Here is a 19,750-nt window from a genome sequence, read left to right on the forward strand (position 1 = left end):
CATGATGCCTCCAGGGCGGGGTGGGTCGGATCATCGACCGGTGGTCCAGGTCAGAGCGAACAGCGTGCGTTCGGCGAGGGCGAGCCGCGCTTGTCCGTCCGCGCAGGTGAAGGTGGCGTCGCGCGGCTGCTGGTCGGGGCCGAACAGCTGCAAAGTGGCGTCACGGCAGGCCTTGCCCAGGCCGTCGACGCGCAGGTGCTGGATGCGGCTGGCCTTGTTGACGCCGAACAGGCTGCGCCGATCGCCATCGGCCATGGCCAGGGCGTCCACTTCGAAGCCGTCGTTGTCCAGCGCCAGCACGTGCGGCAACCAGTGTCGCTGCATGAACTGGTGCGCCAGGGCCACGGGCTTGGGCGTGAAGCGGCTGCGGCCCTCGTCGACCTCGACCATGCCCTTGGGCCAGGCGGCCTCGTCGCCCAGGTGGAACCAGTTGAGCATGTCCAACAGACCGTCGGCCGAGGCGTTGATGGCCACCGACGCCCACCACAGGCCGGCAAAATCGGTGTTCTGCTCATAAGGACTGAGGTTCGAGCCGCTGGAAATGTTGGTCTGGTCGAGCAGCAGAGCCTTGCGCGGTCGGCCTTGGGCGTCCAGCCCGACCAGCTCGGCGGCCTGGCGCACCTGGGCGCGGTAGATCCGCGTGGCCAACAGGTCGCGCACCATCCACTGGTGCCAGGCCAGCGCGTCGATCTGCTCACCGTGGCTGGCCAGCAAGCGGCGCGCCCAATCCAGGCCGATACGGGCGGCGCTGTCTTCGTGCAGCGGGCCGTTGACCAGGTTGGCGCTGGCCGGCATGGCGATGCGCACCCCGGCCTCGCGCGCGCCCGGGAAGCGGCGCACCTGGGCCGCCAACGTCTCGAAGTCACGGGCATAGCGGGCGTAGTCGGGGTAGTTGAGGTTGGGCTCGTCGGCAAAAGCCACGTAGTGCAGGGTCTTGCCGCCCAGTTCGACGCTGGTGGCGAGCCAGGCGTCGAGGCCCGCACGGGTGTCGCCATCGGGGTCGAGCACGGCGCGCCGACCGCTGCCGGCGAGCAGGGTGATGTCTTGGGCGATGGGGTAGCGGTCCTGATAGAAGCGGCGCATCGGGCGCTCGTAGCCGGGCTGGCGACGCAGCACATCGACGAAGCTGTAGCCACCGGTGGCGCGCGGTTGCACCACATCGATGGCGGGGTAGCTGGCCTTGGGCGGCAACTGGTACGGCACGTTCACGCCCAGGCTGGCGCTGCGTCCGCGCACCGTGCGGCCTACACGCAACGCCACTTGGCCGTCGGCCAGGGCCAGCGGGCCGAGGTGTTCGGCGCGCTGGGCGAAGAGGTTGGCGGTGCCGTCCAGCCAGAACGCCGCCTTGCCGCGACCGACCAGGCGTAGACGATAGGTACGCGTTTGCTCGGCCACGGGCAGGGCCAGGCGGTCAAACTGCCAGTAGGCGCGGTAGGGTTTGAGTGGCAACTCCTGTGCCTGCCCATCGTCCAGCCGTTCGACGCGCAAGGCCCGTACCCCACCGTGGAACTTGCCGGCGAGGCTTGCGTGTTCGCCGGCCTCGACGCGGAAATACAGCACGGTGTTCGCGGGGGCTTGCACGCTGAAGTGCACCTTGGCCGGAGCGAACTGGGCGCGGGTGCTGGCATCGAGCGCCACGCGGTAGCGCCGGAAGCTGTAGCCCGGCACCTCCAATTGATAGGCGTGGTCACTGGCCGCCAGCGGCCAGCGCTGCGCGCCGGAGGTTTGCGTGCGCTCGATGCGGCGCTCGCCCTGCAGGTGCCCGCGGCCGTCGAGCAGGTAGAGGTGTTCCTCGGCGGCGTCGGCCTGCCAGGCCGGTCGCCAGTCGATGCTCAGGGTATCGTTCTGGCGCGGTTGCAGGTACAGACTGCCGTCGCGCAGGTCGCTCCAGGTCAGCGACTCGGCCTGGCACGGCCCCGCCAGCAATAGGGCGGCCAAGGCCAACAGCAGGCGCCGGCTCATGCCGGACTCCGTTGCAGCATCCGGCGCAAGGGCACGATATCGCTGGGCAGCACGATCAGCGTGCGCCACGGTGAGACGCCGCTGAGCCGGCAGTACAGCGCCAGCATTATCAGCGCCACGGCCAGATAGGCCACCGACGAGGCCAGGGCTGCGCCGAGAATGCCCAGGCCGGGAATCAGCAGCAGGTTCAGCACGAGGTTCAGCGCCGCACCGAGGCCCATGATCCATGACACCGCGCCTGGGCGGTTCTTGCCCAGCAGGTCGAGGCGCAGGATGCTCACATGGCTGACGCCGAGCAGACCCGGCAACAGGCCGAGCAGCGCAGGGTAGGCCGGCTGGTAGGCGCTGCCGAACAAGGTGACGATCAACCACTCGCCGACCAGCGCCATGCCCAGGCAGGCCAGCAGCATGCTGGTGCAGGTCAGACGCAGGGCCAACGGGGTCAGCCGGCTCATCTGGGTTTCCTGACGCAGCAGGCGCTTCATCAGCGGCGTGGTGACGGCTTCGGGCACGATGAACAGCAGCTCGGCCGCTGCGGTGGCCATGGCGTACAGCCCCAGCGGGGCGCTGCCGAGCAGCGCGCCGATCAGCAGGAAGTCGCCACGCTGCATGGCCTGGCGAAACAGAATGTCGGGGTGGCTCTTGGCACTGTAGGCCAACAGCTCGCGCTGGCCGCTGCGGTCCCAGCGCAGGGCGATGGGATGGGCACGCCCCAGCCAGTACAGGCCGAGGGCGACGAACAGGCCCAAGCCGCCAAGCCAACTGAGCACCGCCGCTTCCAGGGCTGCATCGCGCCACCACCACAGCAACCCGCCGAACAGCAGCAGCGGCACCAGCGATTCGAGCAGGCGCAGGGCGTTGTAGGTGCCGGTGGCGCCGGATGCGTTGTGCAGGGTCAGCAGGGCGGTCTTGAGTACCGACAGCGGCACCGCCAGCAGCAACAGCCAGACCAGCAGCCCGAGTTGCTCGGTGGCTTCCAGGCGCTCGCCCAGCGCTTGCGCCAGGACGATGCAAATCAAGGTCAGCAGGGTCGCCAGCAAGCAGCCGAACACCAGCGCCTGGGTCAGCAGCAAGCCCATGCTGCGCTGCTTGGCCCCCTGGTAGCCCAGAGCGGTGTTGAGGCCGCCGCAGCCGAGCGCGGCGATCAGCTCGGGCAGGGTGTTGAGCAAGGCGAACAGGCCGCGCTCGCTGGGGCCGAGGATGCGCGCCAGCAAAACGTTGCGCGCCAGGCGCAGCACCAGCATGGCGAGGTTGGTGCCCAGGCTCAGGACCAGGTGGCGCAAATAAGCGTTGCCCTTCATCGACGCGCTCCCAGGCACATGCGCCAGGCCAGCAGCGAGGGGTGGCGCGCGCTGCGTTGGCTGACCCCGATGCGCGGTAGCGCCAAGGGGTCGTCCTTGGCCTGGTGGATCGCCTGGCGGGTGCTCAGGGCGAACGGATAGTCGTGCGCCGCCAGACGCTGGCGCACCCGTGCGTCGTGGTCGCCGTTGGGGTAGCAGTACACCGGCAGCGGATGCGCACAGGCTTGTCGCAGCGCCGCACGGCTGCGCGCCAGTTCCGCGTCGAGGCTGGCATCGTCCAGCTCGGGCAACAGCGCGTGGCTGGCGCCGTGGGGGCCGAAGCTGACCAGCCCCGACGCCTCCAGCTGACGCACCTGCGACCAGTCCAGCGCTTGCGGCAGCGATTCGGCCGGGCAGGCTTCGGTGAGCTGGCGCAGCACCCGAGACGGCAGCGCCTTGAGGCTTTGCAGGTAGTCCGCCAGCGCCTGGCTGCGTAGCACCTGAGAAGGCGCTGCGAACACCGCTGCCGGTACCGGACGGCCTTGCTCGTCCAGGCGCGTGCACAGCGCTCTGCAAGGCGCCTGACCATGGCTGCCCCACAGCGTTTCGCCCAGGCTCTCCCACCAGAAGCGCTGGTGGCTGCCGATGTAGTCGGTGGACAGAAAGATGCTCGCCGGCACCCGATGCTGGTTCAGCAGGGGAAAGGCATGCAGCGCGTTGTCGCGCCAACCGTCGTCGAAGGTCAGCGCCACCCGCGGTCGCTGCCTGGCCTGCGGCGGTGGCCCGGGATCGAGCAGGCTCATCAGCGGCACGCAGTCGAAATGCTGGCGCAGCCAGCGCAACAGCCGGTCGAAGGCCTGCGGCCCGAGGCACAGCTCGTTGCGGTGGGGCAGGTCGGCGCTGGCGTCGTCGGCCAACACCCGGTGCAGCATCAGGATCACCCCGCCACCGCGCAGTTGCAGGCGGCTCGCGGGGGAATTCAAGTACAACCAACCGCCGGCGCGTTTGAGGTGGGTCTTGATCGACATGGCGTGTCCTCAGCGGGTCTGGTCGGGTGCCCATTGGGCGTAGCTGCGTCCGCGCAGGAAGTGCCACAGGCCCAGGCTCATGCCCGCCGCCGTGACCAGCACGAAGGCGGCCAGGCGAAAAGGCTTGGGCAGGCGCTGGCGTCGGTCGAGCAGCCCGGCCAGGGCGATGGCGTACGCCAGCACTTGGGCGAGCAGCGTCAGGCGGTACAAGCCGCCAGCCTCGAGCAGCAGCAGGTTGCTCAGCAGCAGCGGCAGCAGCAACACCGGCGCCAGGCGCCGGATCAGCTTGTGGCTGATCAGTGCGATGGCGTACAGGCCGTGCCGGAAGGGGTCGAGCAGGTGGCGGCGGGCCTTGAGGCTGATCAGCCCGCCGACGGTCACGCGCTGACGGCGGCTGAACTGGCGCCCGGCCCCCTCGGTGCCGTAGTCGACGGCACGTGCCTGGTCCACATAGGCCACGCGCAAGCCGGCTGCTGGCGCGCAGGTGCTGATGAAGAAGTCGTCGTTGACCCGGGGTGGAATCGCTTGGTACAGCGTGCGGCGCAGCGCCTGCAAGGCGCCATCGACCGACACGCAGCAGCCGGCACGCTGTTCCAGGCAGCGCAGCCAGGCTTCCTGGCGGCGGTACAGCGCTTCCCCGTAGCTCAAGCCCTTGCCGTTCAGCGGGATGACCATGTTGCCACCCGTGGCGCCCACCTGCGGGTCGGCGAAGGGTGCCAGGAGCGCGGCGAACGTGCCGTCCAGCCACTGCACGTCGGCGTCGGTGAACACCAGCACCTCGCCGCGGCAGTGCGTCACCGCCGTATTGAGCGTGGCGTTCTTGCCTTGCCGAGGCAGGTCGAGCACCAGGATGCGCGGGTCGTCGAGGCTGCTGGCCAAGGCCACCGTGCCGTCGCTGGAACCGTCGCTGGCCACCACCACTTGCAGGCTGGCGAGCTCTACGCGCTGCGCCAGCAGGTTGCGCAGCTTGGCTTTTATGTGCCGCGCCTCGTTGTGCGCGGCGATCACCACGCTGACGTGCAGCGGGGTAGGCGCCGGCAGCGCCGGACGTCGACAGAACGGCCCGACCAGCACCAGCAGCACGGGGTAGCCCAGCCAGGCGAAGGCGGGCAAGGCCAGGCAGGTCCAGAAGATCGCTTCAGCCACGGGCGGGCCTCCTCGGGTAGCGGTTGCACAGGCTCAGCAGCACGGCGCCGGCGGCGACGCGCAGGCGCAGCCAATGCAGGCCGCACAGTTGCAGGGTCAACAGCGCGTCGCGCTGGCGCAGGCTCTGGCGGATGCCGAGCGCCAAGGCCGGCAGCGCGCCGACCGCCAGCAGCGCCAGGGTCGGCGCCGGCTGGCCGCTCACCAGCGTCAGCAGCGCCGCGAGGTCGCAGGCCCCGGCGCCCAATGCCAGCAGGGGAAAACGCCACAGGCGCAGGCTCGGTGCGTGCTGGCGCAGCAAGCGCAGATGCCCGCCTTGGCGCCACAACTCTTTGCCCAGCCATTCGCCCCAGCGGCCCTCGAAGCCCCAGTGCACAACGGCCGGTGCGCGCACGCTGGTCAAGCGCGCGCCGGCCTGGGTCAGGCGCCAGGTGAAATCCTTGTCTTCGCCGGTGCTCAAGCGCTCGTCGAAGCCGCCGACCCGCTCGAACCAACAGCGCCGCATCAACAGGTTCTGCGACGTCAGCCAGCGCTCCTGCGCCTGCAGCGCGCCGCTGCGCCACGTGCGGCGCTGCCAAGCCTGAGCATACCAGGGGGCCGTCGACGGCGTGTCGCAGGCCAGGGCGAAGACGTCGCCGCGCTGCTCGTGGTGCAGGCGCAACAGGTGCACCAGCCAGTGCGCCGGCACTTCCACGTCGGCGTCGAGGAACGCCAGCCACTCGCCCTGGCTGCTGGCGGTGCCGCGGTTGCGCAGCGCGCCGATGCTCAAGCCCGGCAGCCGCAGTACCCGGGCGCCCAAGGCGCGGGCCAGGGCCGGGCCTTGGTCGTGCGAGCCGTTGTCGACCACGACCAGCTCGCAGGCCAGGCCCGCCTGGGCGGCCGCCTCGCGGGCGGCGGCGAGGGTGCGGGCGATATGCCGGGCCTCGTCGAACATGGGGATGACGATGCTGATCCTGTTCATGCGCTGCGCGCCTTGCCGGCGTGTTCGGCCTCGCTGCGCAGCACGCTGGACAGCGCCAGCATGATCCACAGGTATTTATGGTTCGGCGCACTGAGAAACAGCAGGAACAGCCCAATGGCGAGCATGCTCATGCTCAGGTGGGTCAGCAGATCGGCGTGGTGCCGTTGACCGGCCTCCAGCCACAGCCGACGAGCGCGCCACAGATTGCGCCAGGCCAGGACGAGCATGGCGCAGAACAGCAGCCCGGCCGGAATGCCGGTTTCGCTGAACAGCTCCAGGTAGGTGTTGTGTGCCTGGCGGTAGAGGTTGCTCGCTTTGGCGTTGGGCGCGAAACCGTTGGCGAAGCCCGTGGTGGCGTAGTGCAGGGGAAAGGTGCCGGGGCCGGCGCCGAGCAGCGGGTCGCTGCGGATCATCTGGCCACCGACCACGATGTACGAAGCACGGCGGCCCAGGGATTCGTCACGGTTGTTGCTGGCACCTGCGCCGAGCAGCACCAGTGACTCGATGCGCTGCACGTAGCTGGCCGGCAGCAACGCCGCCGCCGTGGGCAGCAGCAGGGCCAGACCCAGCACGACGAAGCCCAGATGGCGCGGGCGGATGTGCGTGAGCCAGGCGCGGTAATGCACCAGGGCGATGGCCAGGCTGGTCAGCAGCACCACCAGCCCCGAGCGCGAGTCGGTCTTGGTCATGCCGGCCAGTAAAAGCCCCAGGCAGCCCAGCCACAGCAGCCGCTGCAACCCGCCGCGGCTGTGCAGCAGCGCCCACAGCGCCAGGGGTACGGCCACGGCGATCAGCAGGGCGAACACATTGGCGTCGTCCAGCAGGCCACGGGCGCGGCCCTGTTCCTGGAACCTGGCCGAAAGCACCGCCATCGCGCAGGTCACCGCCACGCTGAGGCTGACCACCTTGCACAGCCAGCCCAGGTCGAGCTCGCGGCCGACCAGCAGGGTGATGGCGAACAGCACGAAGCCCACCGCCATGGTGCGCAAGTGGCCGAGCGACAGGCCGACATTGTCGCTGAGCAGCAGGCTCAGCAGGTAGAAGCCGAGAAACGGCAGCAGCAGACGCCATTGGTTGCTGCGCAGACGTTCGGCCGGCAGCTGGCCGAGCAGCAGTTGCACCACCAGCACCAGCGCCAGGGACGCGCCGATCAGCTTGGCACCGGTCAGTTCGCTGTCCTTGAACAGGCCTTCGAACGGCACCAGGGCGACGATCGCCAGCAGGCCCCAGGCCGGTTTGCGGTACAGGGCCAAGAGGCCCGCCAGGCCCAGCACCGTGCCGGGTGCCAGGTACGGCCAGGGGCTGGCCAGCAGGCCCAAGCTGAGCAGCGCCAGCAGGCCGATCAGCGACAGCGGCAGGATCATGGGCAGGCCTCCAGGGATGCGTGCCGGTACACCTGTGCCCAATGCTGGGCCAGGCTCGGCAAGTGGTGGTGCTGGCGCTGCCGTTGCCAGGCGCGGGCGCTCAGTTCGGCGGCCTGGGCCGGGTCCAGCAGCAGAGCTTCGAGGTGCTCGACCAGTTGCGCCACCGCCAGCGGCGGGGCCAACAGGCCACTCACGCCATGCTCGATCACATCGGGTATGCCGCCCACGGCGAAGGCCACCACCGGCACCCGTTGCTGCATCGCTTCGAGCAGGATCATCGGCGTGCCCTCGCTGCGCGAGCTGATCAGCAGCGCGTCCAGACGCTCCATCCATGGCGCCATGTCGGCCTGGAAGCCCACCAGGCGGATGCGTGCACCCAGGCCCGAGGCGTCGATACGCGCCTGCAGCACAGCCCGCTGCGGGCCGTCGCCGACCATCACCGCGCACACGTTGGGCTGGCGCTGGCACAGCGGAATGAGGCCGTCGAGAAACAGATCGGGGCCTTTCTCCAGGCTCAGGCGGCCGACGTAGCCTACCTGCCAGCCCGCGCCGCTGTGCGCACGCACGCCGCTGCCACCGACCTCGGGAAGACCGTTGGGAATCACCGCCAATTTGCTCGCCGCCACGCCCGCCGCCTGCAGCAGGCGGGCGATGCTGCCCGCCACGCAGACCACTTGGCCGACCGCCGCGGTGCGGCACAGCTGCATGGACAGCCAGGTGTACAGCCGCTGTTTGCGGCTGCTCGGGGTGAAGCCGTGCTGGGTGCTGACCAGCGCCAGGCGCCACAGCATCGCCGCCAGCCAGGCCGTCAACAGGCCGCGGAAGTTGTGGCTGTTGAGCAGCGGCCGTTGCTCGCGCAGCTGGCGGACGAAGCCCAACGCCGCGAGCAGCTGCGGGCGGTTGGCGCAGGCCACGCCTGCGGCGCGAAAGCGCGCGAGCAAGGCTTCCGGCGCCCCGAGAAACAGCACCTGGTGCTGCCCCGGCGTATGCAGGCAGTGGTCCAGCAGCATGCGCTCGGCGCCATAGAAGCCACCGCTGCCCAGCAGGTGCAGCACCGGGCGGGCGGCGGCGTCGGCCGCGTTCAATTGCGCACCCAATGGGCCAGGCGCGGCAACGACCAGCGCCGATGCGGGTTGCCCAGTACCGGGGCGTGGTCGTTGAGCACCAGCAACACCGGCAGATCGAGCTGTTGGGTGATTTGCGCCGGGTGTTTGAAGCGGCGGTCGAAGAACTCGCGCAGGTACACCAGCGCAATGGCCAGCAGCAGCCCGGTCAGCAGGCCGAAGGGAATGATCAGGCCCGGCCGCGGGAAGGCCGGCTCGGTCGGCTCGTAAGGCGCGCTGAGGACGCGCGCGTTTGACTGCTCGGCACTGAGCTGACGTTCGCCACGGGCTTCCTCGAAGCGCTGGGTGTAGGTGAAGAAGGCCTTGTGCAGCGCGTCGATCTCGGTGTCGAGCTGACGCGACTGGCTCTGGGTCTGCTGCAACTGATGCACCCGCGCCTTGTAGTCGGCGATGCGCTGGGTCTTCTGCTCGATCACCCCCTGCACCACGGCCAGGTCCTTTTCACGCTCCTGGATGCGGTTGGCCACCACCTTGAGGAACTGTTGGCGCGACTTGGCGATCTGCTCGCGTTGCACCAGCATCTGCTCGCTGCCGGGCTGGAACACCGACAGGTCGTTGTTGTAGGCCAGCAACTGGTTGCTCAACTGCTGGCCCAACTGGCGCACTTCGCGGTCCTCGAAGGCCACGTTTTCGTTGTCGTTGGTGGTGGTGAAGGTGAAGGGGAAGGCGTAGTCGCGCACGCTGGCGTTGCGCGCGGCGGCCAGGCTGGTCTTGAGGTAGGCCAGCCACTGGCTGCCCTGCAACAGGCGGTCGCGGTACTGGTTGAGCGCCTGCTCCTCGGTGTTGATGGCATTGAGGCGGAAGGTGATCTCTTCGCGCGGGTCGGACGAACCGATGTCCTGCAGCATCGCCAGACGCGTCTGCTCGAGGTCGCTGATGCGCGTCTGGTAGTGCAGCTTCTTCTGCTCGTAGAAAGTTTCCGGCAATTCGTTCGATTGCAGGTCCTGGCGGTTGCGCAGGTAGTTGTCGAGCAGGCGCTGGACCAGCAGGGTGCCCAACTGCGGATCGGGGGTGGCGTAGCTCACCGAGACCACGTTGGAGCCGGGCAGGGTCTCGACGGTGAGGTACTTGATGGCGTCCTCGGTGAGGTTGTCCAGCTCGGTGTCGCGTACCGGGTCGACCTCCAGGCCCATCCAGGTGCGCAACGGATTGACCAGATGCTCGCGCAGCGGGTTGACCACCCCGGTGCGCAGTGGCGTCAGCACGAAGCGTTGCAGCAAGGTCGGCGGTACGTCGTAGCGGCCTTCGGCGCGCAACTGGGCGATGGTTTCGCGGATCAGCGCCGGCGAGCGCAGGATGGTGCTCTCGGTCTCCATGTCCGACAGGGTCGGTGGCACGAACTTGTCGCTTTCTTGCAGCAGCGCGCTGTTGCCGTCGCTTTGCGAGAGCTTCTTCGACTGCACGATGACTTCGGCGTTGATCTCGAAGGTCTGCTTTAGCAACAGCGGCAGCAACAGCGCCACCACGGCGAAGACCAGGAACACCCGCTTGACCGTGCGCCGGTTGGCGAACAGCACCCGGAAGCATTCATGCACATAGTTTTCTTTGCGGTTCATGTCCATGCCCCTGGTTGATCAGTCTTCGTTCTTGTTGTCGACGCGGTAGCCGAAGCTGAAGCCCACGCCCTGGAACAGCACGACGTCGGCCAGTTGCCGGGCCAGGTCGCCGGCACTGGCGAGCTTGGTTTTGGGCACGTAGAGCATGTCGTCGGGTTGCAGATAGGCCACCTGGGCGGCGCTCGCGTCCAGGGCCTTGTCGATGTCGTAGGGCATGGCCTGCACCTGGTTGCCGGTGCGGCGCAGGATCATCACCGAGTCGAGCCGAGCCTTGAGGTTGGGGCCACGGGCCAGGGTCAGGGCTTCGAGCACCGAGATCGGCCGGCGGATCGGGTAGGCGCCTGGTTGCGCCACTTCGCCGAGCACGAAGATCTCGTTGGCGGCGGTGGACTTGAGCATCACGTCGACGGTCATGCGCCCGGGCAGGTCGGCATAGCGTCTGTTGAGGTAGGCCTGCAATTGCGAGACGGTCATGCCTTGCAGCGCCACCGCGCCGATCTCCGGAAAGCTCGCCTGGCCGTCGGTGCCCACGGTGATCTCGCGGCTCAGGCCCGTGGCCGGATGGTTGAGCGTGCTCTTGAGGTTCTGCTCGCTGCTGTTGGCGCTGAGCACCTGCACCGACAGTTGGTCGCGGTTGGGTTGGAACAGGCTCTTGTTGCGGTAGGCCTGCTGGATGGTGCGGCGGGCCTCGTCGGCGGTCTGTCCGGCGATGTTGACCGAGGTGTTGGCGCGCGGCAGCTCGATGCTGCCGTCGGGCAAGACCAATTGGTTGCCATTGAGCGAGGCGGCCGAAAGATAACTCAGGCTGACGTTGTCGCCGGGCTGGATGCGGTAGGCGCCCGAGCCTGTGGTGCTGACGTGGAAGATCACGTCGAGCACGTCCTGCGGGCGCAGCACCTGCTCGCGGCGCGGCAGTTCGCTGTCCTGGGCGTTGCCCGGGGCGGCGGTGAGGATCTGTACCGGCATCTGCCGGGTTTCCTGGCTGGCGCACCCGGCGAGGGTCAGCAGGCACAGGGCAATTGTTGGGTAATGCATGGCGAGCTCCTGGGTGCGGGCCTAGAGATGGTCGTACAGCCACTTGGGCATGTAGTACTTGCGCTTGTTGAACACGCTGCCGATCACCGTGGCGCCGGCCTGGGCCAAGCGCTGCACGGTGGCCTGGGCGACTTCCAGGCGGGTCTGCTCGGCGGTCACCACCAGGATCACGCCATCGACCAGACTGCCGAGCACCAGGCTGTCGGCACTGGCGTACACCGCCTGGCCGTCGATGACCACGAACCGGTAGCGGCGGCTGAGCTGGGTGAGCAGCGCGCGCAGCCGTTCCGGGTCCAGGCGCTGGCGGCCGCGACGATAGGTGCCTGCCGGCAGCAGGTCGAACGGCTGGTCGGGCAGGTGCACCAGACTCTCCTGCAAGAGCGGCGGCGCGTCGGCGTCGAACAGCAGGTCGCTGAAGCCGCACAGTTTGCCCGCGCCCAACTGCTGGCTGAGGTTGTTGCCGCTCGGGCTGCTGTCGACCAGCAGCACCTCGCCCGCGCTCATCAGGGCCAGTTGGCTGGCCAGGGCCAGGGCGCTGGTGCTGGTGCCGCTGCCGGGGTTGGCGGCGGTCAGCAGCAAGGTGCGCTGCTCGAGGTCGAGCACCGTGGCGGCCAGGTTGGTTTCGCTGGGGGTGGCGATGCTCAGGCTGCGCGAGGTAGAACCGTCCATCTCAATGTGCTCCGTGGCCAGTGAAGACGATGAAGGGAGTCTTGAGCAGGATCTTCAGGTCCAGCATCAGGCTCTGTTGGTTGATGTAGTGCAGGTCGAGCGCGACGCGCTGGTCGAAGTCGATCTCGCTGCGCCCGGAGATCTGCCAGAGGCCGGTCATGCCGGGGTAGACCGACAGCCGCGCGAGGTGGCTGGCGTGGTAGCGCTGGGCACCGAACGAAGTGGGCCGGGGGCCGACCAGGCGCATGTCGCCCAGCATCACGTTGATCAGGTTGGGCAGCTCGTCCAGGCTGCTGCGCCGCAGCCAGCCGCCGATCGAGGTGATGCGTGGGTCCCGGTCGAGCTTGAAGTCGATGGAATCGGCGCCGTGCTTGTTGAGATGGCGCAGCGACTCCTTCAAGGCTTCGGCGTCGGCGACCATGGTGCGGAACTTGAACATGCCGAAGCTGCGCCCGCGGTAGCCGGTGCGGCGTTGCACGAAGAACACCGGGCCTGCGCTGGAGCGCTTGACCAGCACGGCCAGCACCAGCAGCAGCGGCGCCAGCAGGGCCAGCAGCAGCGCAGCGGTCAGGCACGACCACACCCGGTTGCTGCGCGACAGCGTCCAGGGTCGCCCGCCTGGGCGCCCACTCAGCCAGCCGCGGCCCTGTTTGTGGATGGCCGCGTCGATGCGCTGGCGGTGTTCGGGGTCCAGGCGCTTGTCGCGCGCCAAGGACGCCGCGGCAACGTCGCTCGATAGGTCGCTCATGACACTCTCCGTCGATCCGCCTGCTCGCGCGCAGGGCTCTGCGGCGAAGGGCTGTGCCAATGGTGGCTCTTGAACCAGGCGACGAAGCGTCCGAGCCCTTGGTCCAGAGAAATCTGCGGGGTGAAGCCGGTGACCTGGGCCAGGTCGCTGGCATCGGCACAGGTGCTCAGCACGTCGCCCGGCTGCAGAGGCAGGAGCTCGATGTGCGCGGGGCATTGCAAGTGCTTCTCCAGCAAGGTCACGTAGTCGAGCAGTTGCACCGGACGCTGCCCGCCAACGTTGTACAGCCGCCATGGCGCGTGGCTGCTGGCGGGGTCGGCAGCGTGGGCGTTCCAGCCGGGATTGGCTTGCGGAGGCTTGGGCATCAGCCGTACCAGGCTTTCGACGATGTCGTCGATGTAGGTGAAGTCGCGCGCGTGGCGGCCCTCGTTGAACAGCTGGATCGGCCGGCCCTCGCTGATGGCGCGGGCGAACAGCATCGGCGACATGTCCGGGCGGCCCCAGGGGCCGTACACGGTGAAGAAGCGCAGGCCGCTGCAGGGCACGCCATACAGGTGGCTGTAGCTGTGGGCCATGGCCTCGTTGGCCTTCTTGGTGGCGGCATACAGCGACAGCGGGTGGTCGACACCGTCCTGCACGCGGTAGGGGGTGCGCTGGTTGGCGCCGTAGACCGAACTGGACGAGGCGTACAGCAGGTGTTTGACCGGCACCCGACGGCAGCCTTCGAGCACGTTGAGGAAGCCGGCCAGGTTGCTGTCGAGGTAGGCGTACGGGTTTTGCAGCGAATAACGCACACCGGCCTGGGCCGCCAGGTGGATCACCACGTCCGGGCGCTGGCTGGCGAACAGGCTGGCCATGCCGTCGCGGTCGGCGAGGTTCAGGCTGTCGAGGGTCAGCCGGCCGATGGATTCGCCGTTGACCACTTTGCTGCTGGCGTCGCGGCGCACCCATTGCACGCGGGCATGTTTGAGGGCCGGGTCGTAGTAGTCGTTGAAGTTGTCGATGCCGTGCACGTCGTGCCCGTCGGTCAACAGCCGCAGGCAGGTATGCGCGCCGATGAAACCGGCCACGCCGGTCACCAGCACCTTCATGATGCGCTCGCCTGGGCCGGTACCTGGCGCAGGCCGATGCCGCTGTAGCGCAGGCCGTGGCCGGCCACTTGCGCCGGATCGTAGAGGTTGCGGCCATCGACGATCAGGCGCGCGCGCAGCTTGCTGGCGAGCAGCGCGAAATCGACCACGCGGAAGTGCTTCCACTCGGTGCAGATCACCAGGGCGTCGGCGTCCTGCAACGTGTCGTCGCGGGTCGCGCACAGGTGCAGGTCCTGGCGGTAGCCGTACAGCCGGCGGCACTCGTCCATGGCCTGGGGGTCATAGGCGCGCACGCTGGCGCCTTCGGCCCACAAGGCTTCGATCAGGTAGCGGCTGGGCGCCTCGCGCATGTCGTCGGTATTGGGCTTGAAGGCCAGGCCCCATACGGCGATCGAGGCGCCTTCGAGCGGTCGACCGAGCTGCTGGGTCAGTTTGGCGAAGAGCAGGCGGCGCTGTCGGTCGTTGACGTCGCTGACGCTTTGCAGCAGGTGCAAGGGCATGCCGCTGGCGTGCGCGCTGTGCAGCAGCGCGCGGATGTCCTTGGGGAAGCACGAGCCGCCGAAACCACAGCCGGGGTAGATGAAGTGGTAGCCGATGCGCGGGTCGGCGCCGATGCCGCGGCGCACCGCTTCGATGTCGGCGCCCAGGCGCTCGCTGAGGTTGGCCAGCTCGTTCATGAAACTGATGCGGGTGGCGAGCATGGCGTTGGCGGCGTACTTGGTCAGCTCGGCGCTGCGGTTGTCCATGAACATGAGCTTTTCGCGACTGCGGCTGAAGGGCGCGTACAGCTCGCCGAGCCGTTCGCCGACCTGCGGGTCGTCGCTGCCCACCACGATCCGGTCCGGGCGCATGCAGTCGGCCAGCGCACTGCCTTCCTTGAGGAACTCGGGGTTGGACACCACGCTGACGCGCAGCGCGTCCTTGCCCAGGCGCTGCAACTCTTCCAGCGCCAGCGTCCGTACCTGGTCGGCGGTGCCCACCGGCACGGTGGACTTGATGATCAACGTGCGGTCGGCCTGCATCAGGGCCGCGATTTGCCGGGTCACCTCGAGCACATGGCTGAGGTCGGCGGAGCCGTCTTCGTCGGGCGGGGTGCCGACGGCGATGAACAGCAGCTCGGCATGGGCCACCGCGTCGCTGGCCTGGGTGCTGAACGACAGACGACCGGCGCGCAGATTGTCGTCCAGCAGGTCCGACAAACCAGGCTCGCTGATCGGCGGTACGCCGTGGCGCAATTGTTCGATCTTGTGTGCGTCGACATCCACGCAGAGGACGCGGTGCCCTACGTCGGCCAATGCCACGGCCTGGATCAGGCCCACATAACCAGTACCAAAAACGCTTACGTCCATGCCGGCGCGCCCCAAGGGATGAGTGAGGGTGGTGAAACAGTGTGAGAGGGGTATAGCGCAGTCTTGAGAAAATGCGTCAAAGCAATGGCATGTATCGCTGCATTTACAACGGCCAGTGGTACGGCACTTGGCCATCAATCCCTTTTGTATCCGCTACTTAGCGCGACAATCCCATGGCGAATATTTTTTCTAAAACCGATGAGCGGTGTAAGTAGCTGATAAGGCTGATTTCTTAGTAATAGAGTGTGCGAGTGTGGCTCGTCCTTTTCGCCAAAATACGGCTATGTATGATCGACGTAATATTGACGTTTGCTGGCTTGTGATTTGTCCGTGGAGTGCTACGGTTCCAGTCGAATCCCCTGATCGGAGTACCCCAGATCATGCGTACATGGCTGAAGCTGCTGTTGGTCGTGGTGTACCTGGCATCGTTCCACGGCTACTACCGCGAGCGGGTCGAAGCGCTCGGTGTGGGCCTGCCGCTGGTCATGTTCCTGACGCTGTTCGGCGTATTGGCGGGCGCGCTGTTGCTCGGTGCCTGGACCCGCCCGGCACTCGTGCGTTGGTGCCTGGCCCTGGCGTTCGCCGCCAGCGCGGCGATGTTCGATGCCTATACGCAGATCACCCACGGTTACCTGACCTACAGCGCGTTCGTGTCGATGGTGTATGCCGGTGGCTTCGTCGACGAGGCGCTGCAGCAGTACGGCGCGGCCATCGGCCTGGCGGCGGCCAGGGCATCGTTGCTGCTGCTCGGTGTCGGCCTGCGCCCGCCTGCCGCGCCGCGTCTGCCGCGCGGGTTGCCAGTGGCGGCGCCGCTGCTGGCGCTGCTGTTGCTGATCGGTGTGTTGTTCGTACGCGCCGGGGAGGGCGCACGGGGCTTGCCGGTGATGTACACGCCCTTGGCGTACCTGACCCTGTTCGGCTATGAGAGCCTGCACGACAGCGTAGGGCCACGTCAGCCCGTCAGCCTTGCCCGGCCAGGCGCGGTGGCGGCGCGGCATATCGTGCTGGTGATCGACGAGAGCATCGCCGGCAACTATCTGGACATCAACACGCCGGGCGGTGTCGACAGCCACCTGAGCGGACACCTGCGCGGCGCCGAGCTGATCAACTTCGGCTATGCCGCCTCGGCGGCCAATTGCAGCGCCGACACCAACGTCACCTTGCGCTATGGCGGCACCCGGGCCGATTACCTGCGCATCAACACCACCCAACCGTCGATCTGGCAATACGCCAAGGCCGCAGGTCTGCGTACGGTCTACCTCGATGGGCAGCGCACCGGCGGAGCCCTGCAGAACCTGATGACCCCCGAGGAGCAGCGCGATATCGACCAGTTCGTGCAGTTCGATGACACGCCGGTGCAGCAGCGCGACATGGCCGCTGTGGCGCAGTTGGTACGGCTGCTGAACAGCCCGACGCCGCAGTTGATCGTGCTCAACAAGATCGGCGCGCATTTTCCGGTACACGACAAATACCCGGACGCTTTCATGCGCTACACCCCGGCACTGCCGCGCGGGCGCTTCCTCGACATCGCCGATACGGGCGAGCGGGCCGGCTTCGCGGGCGGCGCCCAGGATTGGCAGCGCTACCGCAACGCCTACCGCAACACCTTGTTGTGGAACGTCGGGGAGTTCTTCCGGCGTCTCTTGAGCGAAGCCGAGTTGAACGATGCGGTGTTGATCTACACCTCCGATCATGGCCAGGACCTGCACCAGCGCGGCAATCCCGGGCTGAACACCCATTGCGGCAGCGATCCGCAGGCTGAGGAAGGCCTGGTGCCGCTGCTGGTGCTGCAAGGGCACGGCCTGCGCACGCTCGACTGGCAGACGCATCTGGCGCAGAACCACAACGGCTCGAGCCACTACAACATCTTCCCGACCTTGTTGTTGCTCATGGGCTACGAGCGGCAGGCGGTGATCGCGCAGTATGGGCAGCCCCTGGACGAGGCGACCCACGACCCGTTCACCTTCAACGCCCGTTACAACGCGCGCCTGGGCGCCAAGCCGGATTTTCGCTTCATCGATTTGAAAGGGTTGGCCGAGCCGAATGCTGCACGGGACGAGTAAGTGCAGCCATCCGCTAATGCTGACCGGCAGGGGTAGGCGCCTTCTGTCCTTCACCTACCGCCAACCGGCCGCCCTGGTTCGGGCACTGCCAAGCATCCGGCGGAAACTGATCGCAGCTATTGGGCCTGCTGCGCAGGCCATCGCGGCTAATCGGAACGCCGAACCGGCCGTTCCTACACGGGCGTGATGGCTTGAGAGATTTGTTGGCTACGCGTAGCCGGTCGCACCTAAGACCGTAACCGCCTCAACCCGCTACACGAAGACCAGTTCGAACGGCTGCAGCAGGCAGTCGAGTAACGTGGAAGGCACCACCGGCGGACGCCCCTCGTCGCTGTTCAACTGGCTGACGTGAGCATGGATCGCCTGGCGCTTGCGTGCCAAACGGGTTTCGTCGACCAGTAGACGCCGCGCGCGCTCCCAGGGTAGGCGCGCGTCGTCCGGGCCGGCCCAGTGCCAGGCCCAGACCGGCACCTCGACCAGTTGCGCACCGCGCGCCTGCGCCGCTTGTGCGCCGGCGCGACCCACCGCTTCGTGGTCACTGTGGCCATCGCCGCGCCAGGTGACCATCAGTATGTCGTCGGGCATGAGCAGTTGGCTGAGGTGGTTGACCAAGTACGCCTCGTCGCGCTGGACACCGCCGTCCTTGAGGTTCAAGCGGCGCCAGTCGAGGCGGTTGAGGTCCAGGTTCAGCGCTTGCAGGGCATGCCGGCTCTCCAGTGGACGCTGATGGCGCAGACGACGCTCGCTCCACTGGCTGGAGTCGGGATGGCTGCCTTCGCCATCGGTGGCCGAGATCAGCACCAGGTCGTCCTCGCGGCCATGGAAGCCGGCCAGCAGGCCACCGGCCATGAGGATTTCGTCGTCCGGATGCGGCGCGACCAGCACCAGGCGACGGCCCGGCGGGCATAGCTGCTGCGGGTCTGTCCAGGCCGCGCGGGCCAGGTGCGCGCAATGTTGCCACTGCTGCCAGGGCGTACCGCCACTGGCTTGGATCAGATTTTCATCGTGCATGGGGCAGGGCTCCTGGGCAGGCGACGCGGCGGCGAACCTCGGCCTGCGCAGGGACGCGAGCCTGGAGCCAGCCTAGGGTGTCGTGCTTGAGAGGCCGCCAGGCGCGCCGGAGTTCAACCCAGCGCACGACCTGCCGTTCGCGTGAGCGCGGCGATCGTGTGGAATTTTGCCTGACGCTTCCGATCCCAGTAGCGTGCCCGCCCGTCTACTCAGGAACTGACGCTTCATGGATTCGATCACCCAAGCCCTGTTGGGCGCTGCATTGCAAGGCTCGCTGCTGGGCCGCGTCCAGGGTCGCCGCGCACTGGCCTATGGCGCGGTACTGGCCACGGTGCCGGATCTGGACGTGTTCGTGCACTACGCCGATCCGGTCTCGCAGATGACCTTCCACCGTGGCTTTTCCCATTCGCTCTTCATGCTGACCGGCCTTGCTATCGTACTCACCGCAGTAGTGATGGCGCTGGCCCGCTGGCGTCGGCCGGACCACGGCTACCATTGGCCTCGGCTGTTGCTGACGTTCTGGCTGGTGCTGGTCACCCATCCGCTGCTCGATGCCTTCACCGTGTATGGCACGCAATTGCTCTGGCCGCTGCAGGTCACGCCGCAGAGCTGGGCGGGGGTGTTCATCGTCGATCCGGTGTACAGCGTGCCGTTGCTGCTGACGGTCCTGTACGCCGCGGTGGTCGGGCTGGGTAAGCGGGCGCGTCGCCTGCTCGCCGCAGCGTTGGTGTTCGGCGCGCTGTACCTGGGCTTCGGCGTCGGCGCGCGCATGGTCAGCGAGCAGCGCTTTGCCGCCGCCCTGGACGCGCAGGGCATCGCGTACGAGCGCGTGCGCGCCGTGCCGATGGCGTTCAACACCTTCATCTGGCGAGTGCTGGCGACCACCCCTGACGGGCACTATTACGAAGGCGTCAGCAGCCTGTTCGACCATGCCCCGCCCGAGATGCAACGCCAGCCTCGCCACCTGGAGGCGGCACAGCCGCTGGCCGGTGTGGCGCTGCACGAGCGTCTGCGCTGGTTCACCGACGACTGGCTGCGCTACGACGTGATCGACGACGCGCTGGTGGTCAGCGACCTGCGCATGGGGACGCCGAGCGACTACAACTTCCGATTCGTCATGGCCCGCCGCGATGCCCAAGGGCAGTGGCAGGCGGTGCAGCCGTCGCGTTGGCGCAGCAGCCGCGCCGGCGGTTTGGTCGACCGGCAGATGTTGGCGTTGATGTGGCAGCGGATCTTCAGCCAAACGCCGCCTTTGCCGTTGGCAGCCTGGCAGGCGCGTAGCGTCGAGGGCGAGACCGTGCGTTGAACGCGATTATCAGGGTTGGGGATGGCTTGCCTGCGTCTGACGGCACGAGCCATTCGAAGG

Annotated in this window: 16 protein-coding genes; 2 read left to right on the forward strand and 14 right to left on the reverse strand. The window is 67.7% G+C overall.

Annotated features, from left to right (window positions below; genetic code table 11):
* Window positions 1-30: 30 nt before the first annotated feature.
* The 13 genes from AA0Z93_RS17990 to AA0Z93_RS18050 are packed head-to-tail and all read right to left on the reverse strand — an operon-like array spanning window position 31 to window position 15,310.
* Window positions 31-1,962: a hypothetical protein gene (locus AA0Z93_RS17990; RefSeq protein WP_413047609.1), complete on the reverse strand. Its 1,932-nt coding sequence runs from the start codon at window positions 1,960-1,962 to the stop codon at window positions 31-33.
* Window positions 1,959-3,263: a lipopolysaccharide biosynthesis protein gene (locus AA0Z93_RS17995; protein ID WP_413047608.1), complete on the reverse strand. Its 1,305-nt coding sequence runs from the start codon at window positions 3,261-3,263 to the stop codon at window positions 1,959-1,961. The genes AA0Z93_RS17990 and AA0Z93_RS17995 overlap by 4 nt, the downstream gene beginning before the upstream one ends.
* Window positions 3,260-4,270: a polysaccharide deacetylase family protein gene (locus AA0Z93_RS18000; RefSeq protein WP_413047607.1), complete on the reverse strand. Its 1,011-nt coding sequence runs from the start codon at window positions 4,268-4,270 to the stop codon at window positions 3,260-3,262. Before AA0Z93_RS18000 ends, AA0Z93_RS17995 begins: the two co-directional genes overlap by 4 nt.
* 9 nt (window positions 4,271-4,279) lie before the next feature.
* Window positions 4,280-5,416: a glycosyltransferase gene (locus AA0Z93_RS18005; RefSeq protein ID WP_413047606.1), complete on the reverse strand. Its 1,137-nt coding sequence runs from the start codon at window positions 5,414-5,416 to the stop codon at window positions 4,280-4,282.
* Complete coding sequence (locus AA0Z93_RS18010; RefSeq protein ID WP_413047605.1) at window positions 5,409-6,374, reverse strand: glycosyltransferase family 2 protein; 966 nt, start codon at window positions 6,372-6,374, stop codon at window positions 5,409-5,411. Before AA0Z93_RS18010 ends, AA0Z93_RS18005 begins: the two co-directional genes overlap by 8 nt.
* Window positions 6,371-7,738: an O-antigen ligase family protein gene (locus AA0Z93_RS18015; RefSeq protein ID WP_413047604.1), complete on the reverse strand. Its 1,368-nt coding sequence runs from the start codon at window positions 7,736-7,738 to the stop codon at window positions 6,371-6,373. Before AA0Z93_RS18015 ends, AA0Z93_RS18010 begins: the two co-directional genes overlap by 4 nt.
* Window positions 7,735-8,823, reverse strand: a complete 1,089-nt coding sequence (locus AA0Z93_RS18020) for a glycosyltransferase family 4 protein (RefSeq protein ID WP_413047603.1) — start codon at window positions 8,821-8,823, stop codon at window positions 7,735-7,737. Before AA0Z93_RS18020 ends, AA0Z93_RS18015 begins: the two co-directional genes overlap by 4 nt.
* Window positions 8,820-10,418, reverse strand: coding sequence for a GumC family protein (locus AA0Z93_RS18025; RefSeq protein ID WP_413047602.1), 1,599 nt, complete (start codon window positions 10,416-10,418; stop codon window positions 8,820-8,822). Before AA0Z93_RS18025 ends, AA0Z93_RS18020 begins: the two co-directional genes overlap by 4 nt.
* A gap of 18 nt (window positions 10,419-10,436) precedes the next feature.
* Window positions 10,437-11,453: a polysaccharide biosynthesis/export family protein gene (locus tag AA0Z93_RS18030; protein WP_413047601.1), complete on the reverse strand. Its 1,017-nt coding sequence runs from the start codon at window positions 11,451-11,453 to the stop codon at window positions 10,437-10,439.
* Between the two features lie 21 nt (window positions 11,454-11,474).
* Window positions 11,475-12,122 (reverse strand): CpsD/CapB family tyrosine-protein kinase, encoded by a 648-nt coding sequence (locus AA0Z93_RS18035; RefSeq protein WP_413047600.1) that lies wholly within the window; start codon window positions 12,120-12,122, stop codon window positions 11,475-11,477.
* A gap of 1 nt (window position 12,123) precedes the next feature.
* The gene (locus AA0Z93_RS18040) at window positions 12,124-12,870 is read right to left on the reverse strand and encodes a sugar transferase (RefSeq protein ID WP_413047599.1); all 747 of its coding nucleotides are present in this window, start codon (window positions 12,868-12,870) and stop codon (window positions 12,124-12,126) included.
* Window positions 12,867-13,961 carry an NAD-dependent epimerase gene (locus AA0Z93_RS18045; protein ID WP_413047598.1) on the reverse strand — a complete coding sequence of 365 codons (1,095 nt, stop codon included), beginning with the start codon at window positions 13,959-13,961 and terminating at the stop codon, window positions 12,867-12,869. Before AA0Z93_RS18045 ends, AA0Z93_RS18040 begins: the two co-directional genes overlap by 4 nt.
* Window positions 13,958-15,310, reverse strand: a complete 1,353-nt coding sequence (locus AA0Z93_RS18050) for a UDP-glucose dehydrogenase family protein (RefSeq protein ID WP_413047597.1) — start codon at window positions 15,308-15,310, stop codon at window positions 13,958-13,960. The genes AA0Z93_RS18045 and AA0Z93_RS18050 overlap by 4 nt, the downstream gene beginning before the upstream one ends.
* A 380-nt stretch (window positions 15,311-15,690) precedes the next feature.
* Here AA0Z93_RS18050 and AA0Z93_RS18055 point away from each other — a divergent pair, with 380 nt between their 5' ends.
* Entirely contained in the window at window positions 15,691-17,373 is a 1,683-nt protein-coding gene (locus AA0Z93_RS18055) for a sulfatase-like hydrolase/transferase (RefSeq protein ID WP_413047596.1), read from the forward strand.
* A gap of 252 nt (window positions 17,374-17,625) precedes the next feature.
* Here AA0Z93_RS18055 and AA0Z93_RS18060 read toward each other — a convergent pair whose 3' ends face one another.
* Entirely contained in the window at window positions 17,626-18,384 is a 759-nt protein-coding gene (locus tag AA0Z93_RS18060) for a PIG-L deacetylase family protein (RefSeq protein WP_413047595.1), read from the reverse strand.
* A gap of 226 nt (window positions 18,385-18,610) precedes the next feature.
* Between AA0Z93_RS18060 and AA0Z93_RS18065 the strand changes: the two genes are divergently transcribed.
* On the forward strand, window positions 18,611-19,690 hold the full coding sequence (locus tag AA0Z93_RS18065) for a metal-dependent hydrolase (RefSeq protein ID WP_413047594.1): 1,080 nt from the start codon (window positions 18,611-18,613) through the stop codon (window positions 19,688-19,690).
* Window positions 19,691-19,750 lie beyond the last annotated feature (60 nt).

The sequence above is a fragment of the Pseudomonas phoenicis genome (assembly GCF_047302395.1).
In the GTDB taxonomy this organism is placed as follows: Bacteria; Pseudomonadota; Gammaproteobacteria; order Pseudomonadales; family Pseudomonadaceae; genus Aquipseudomonas.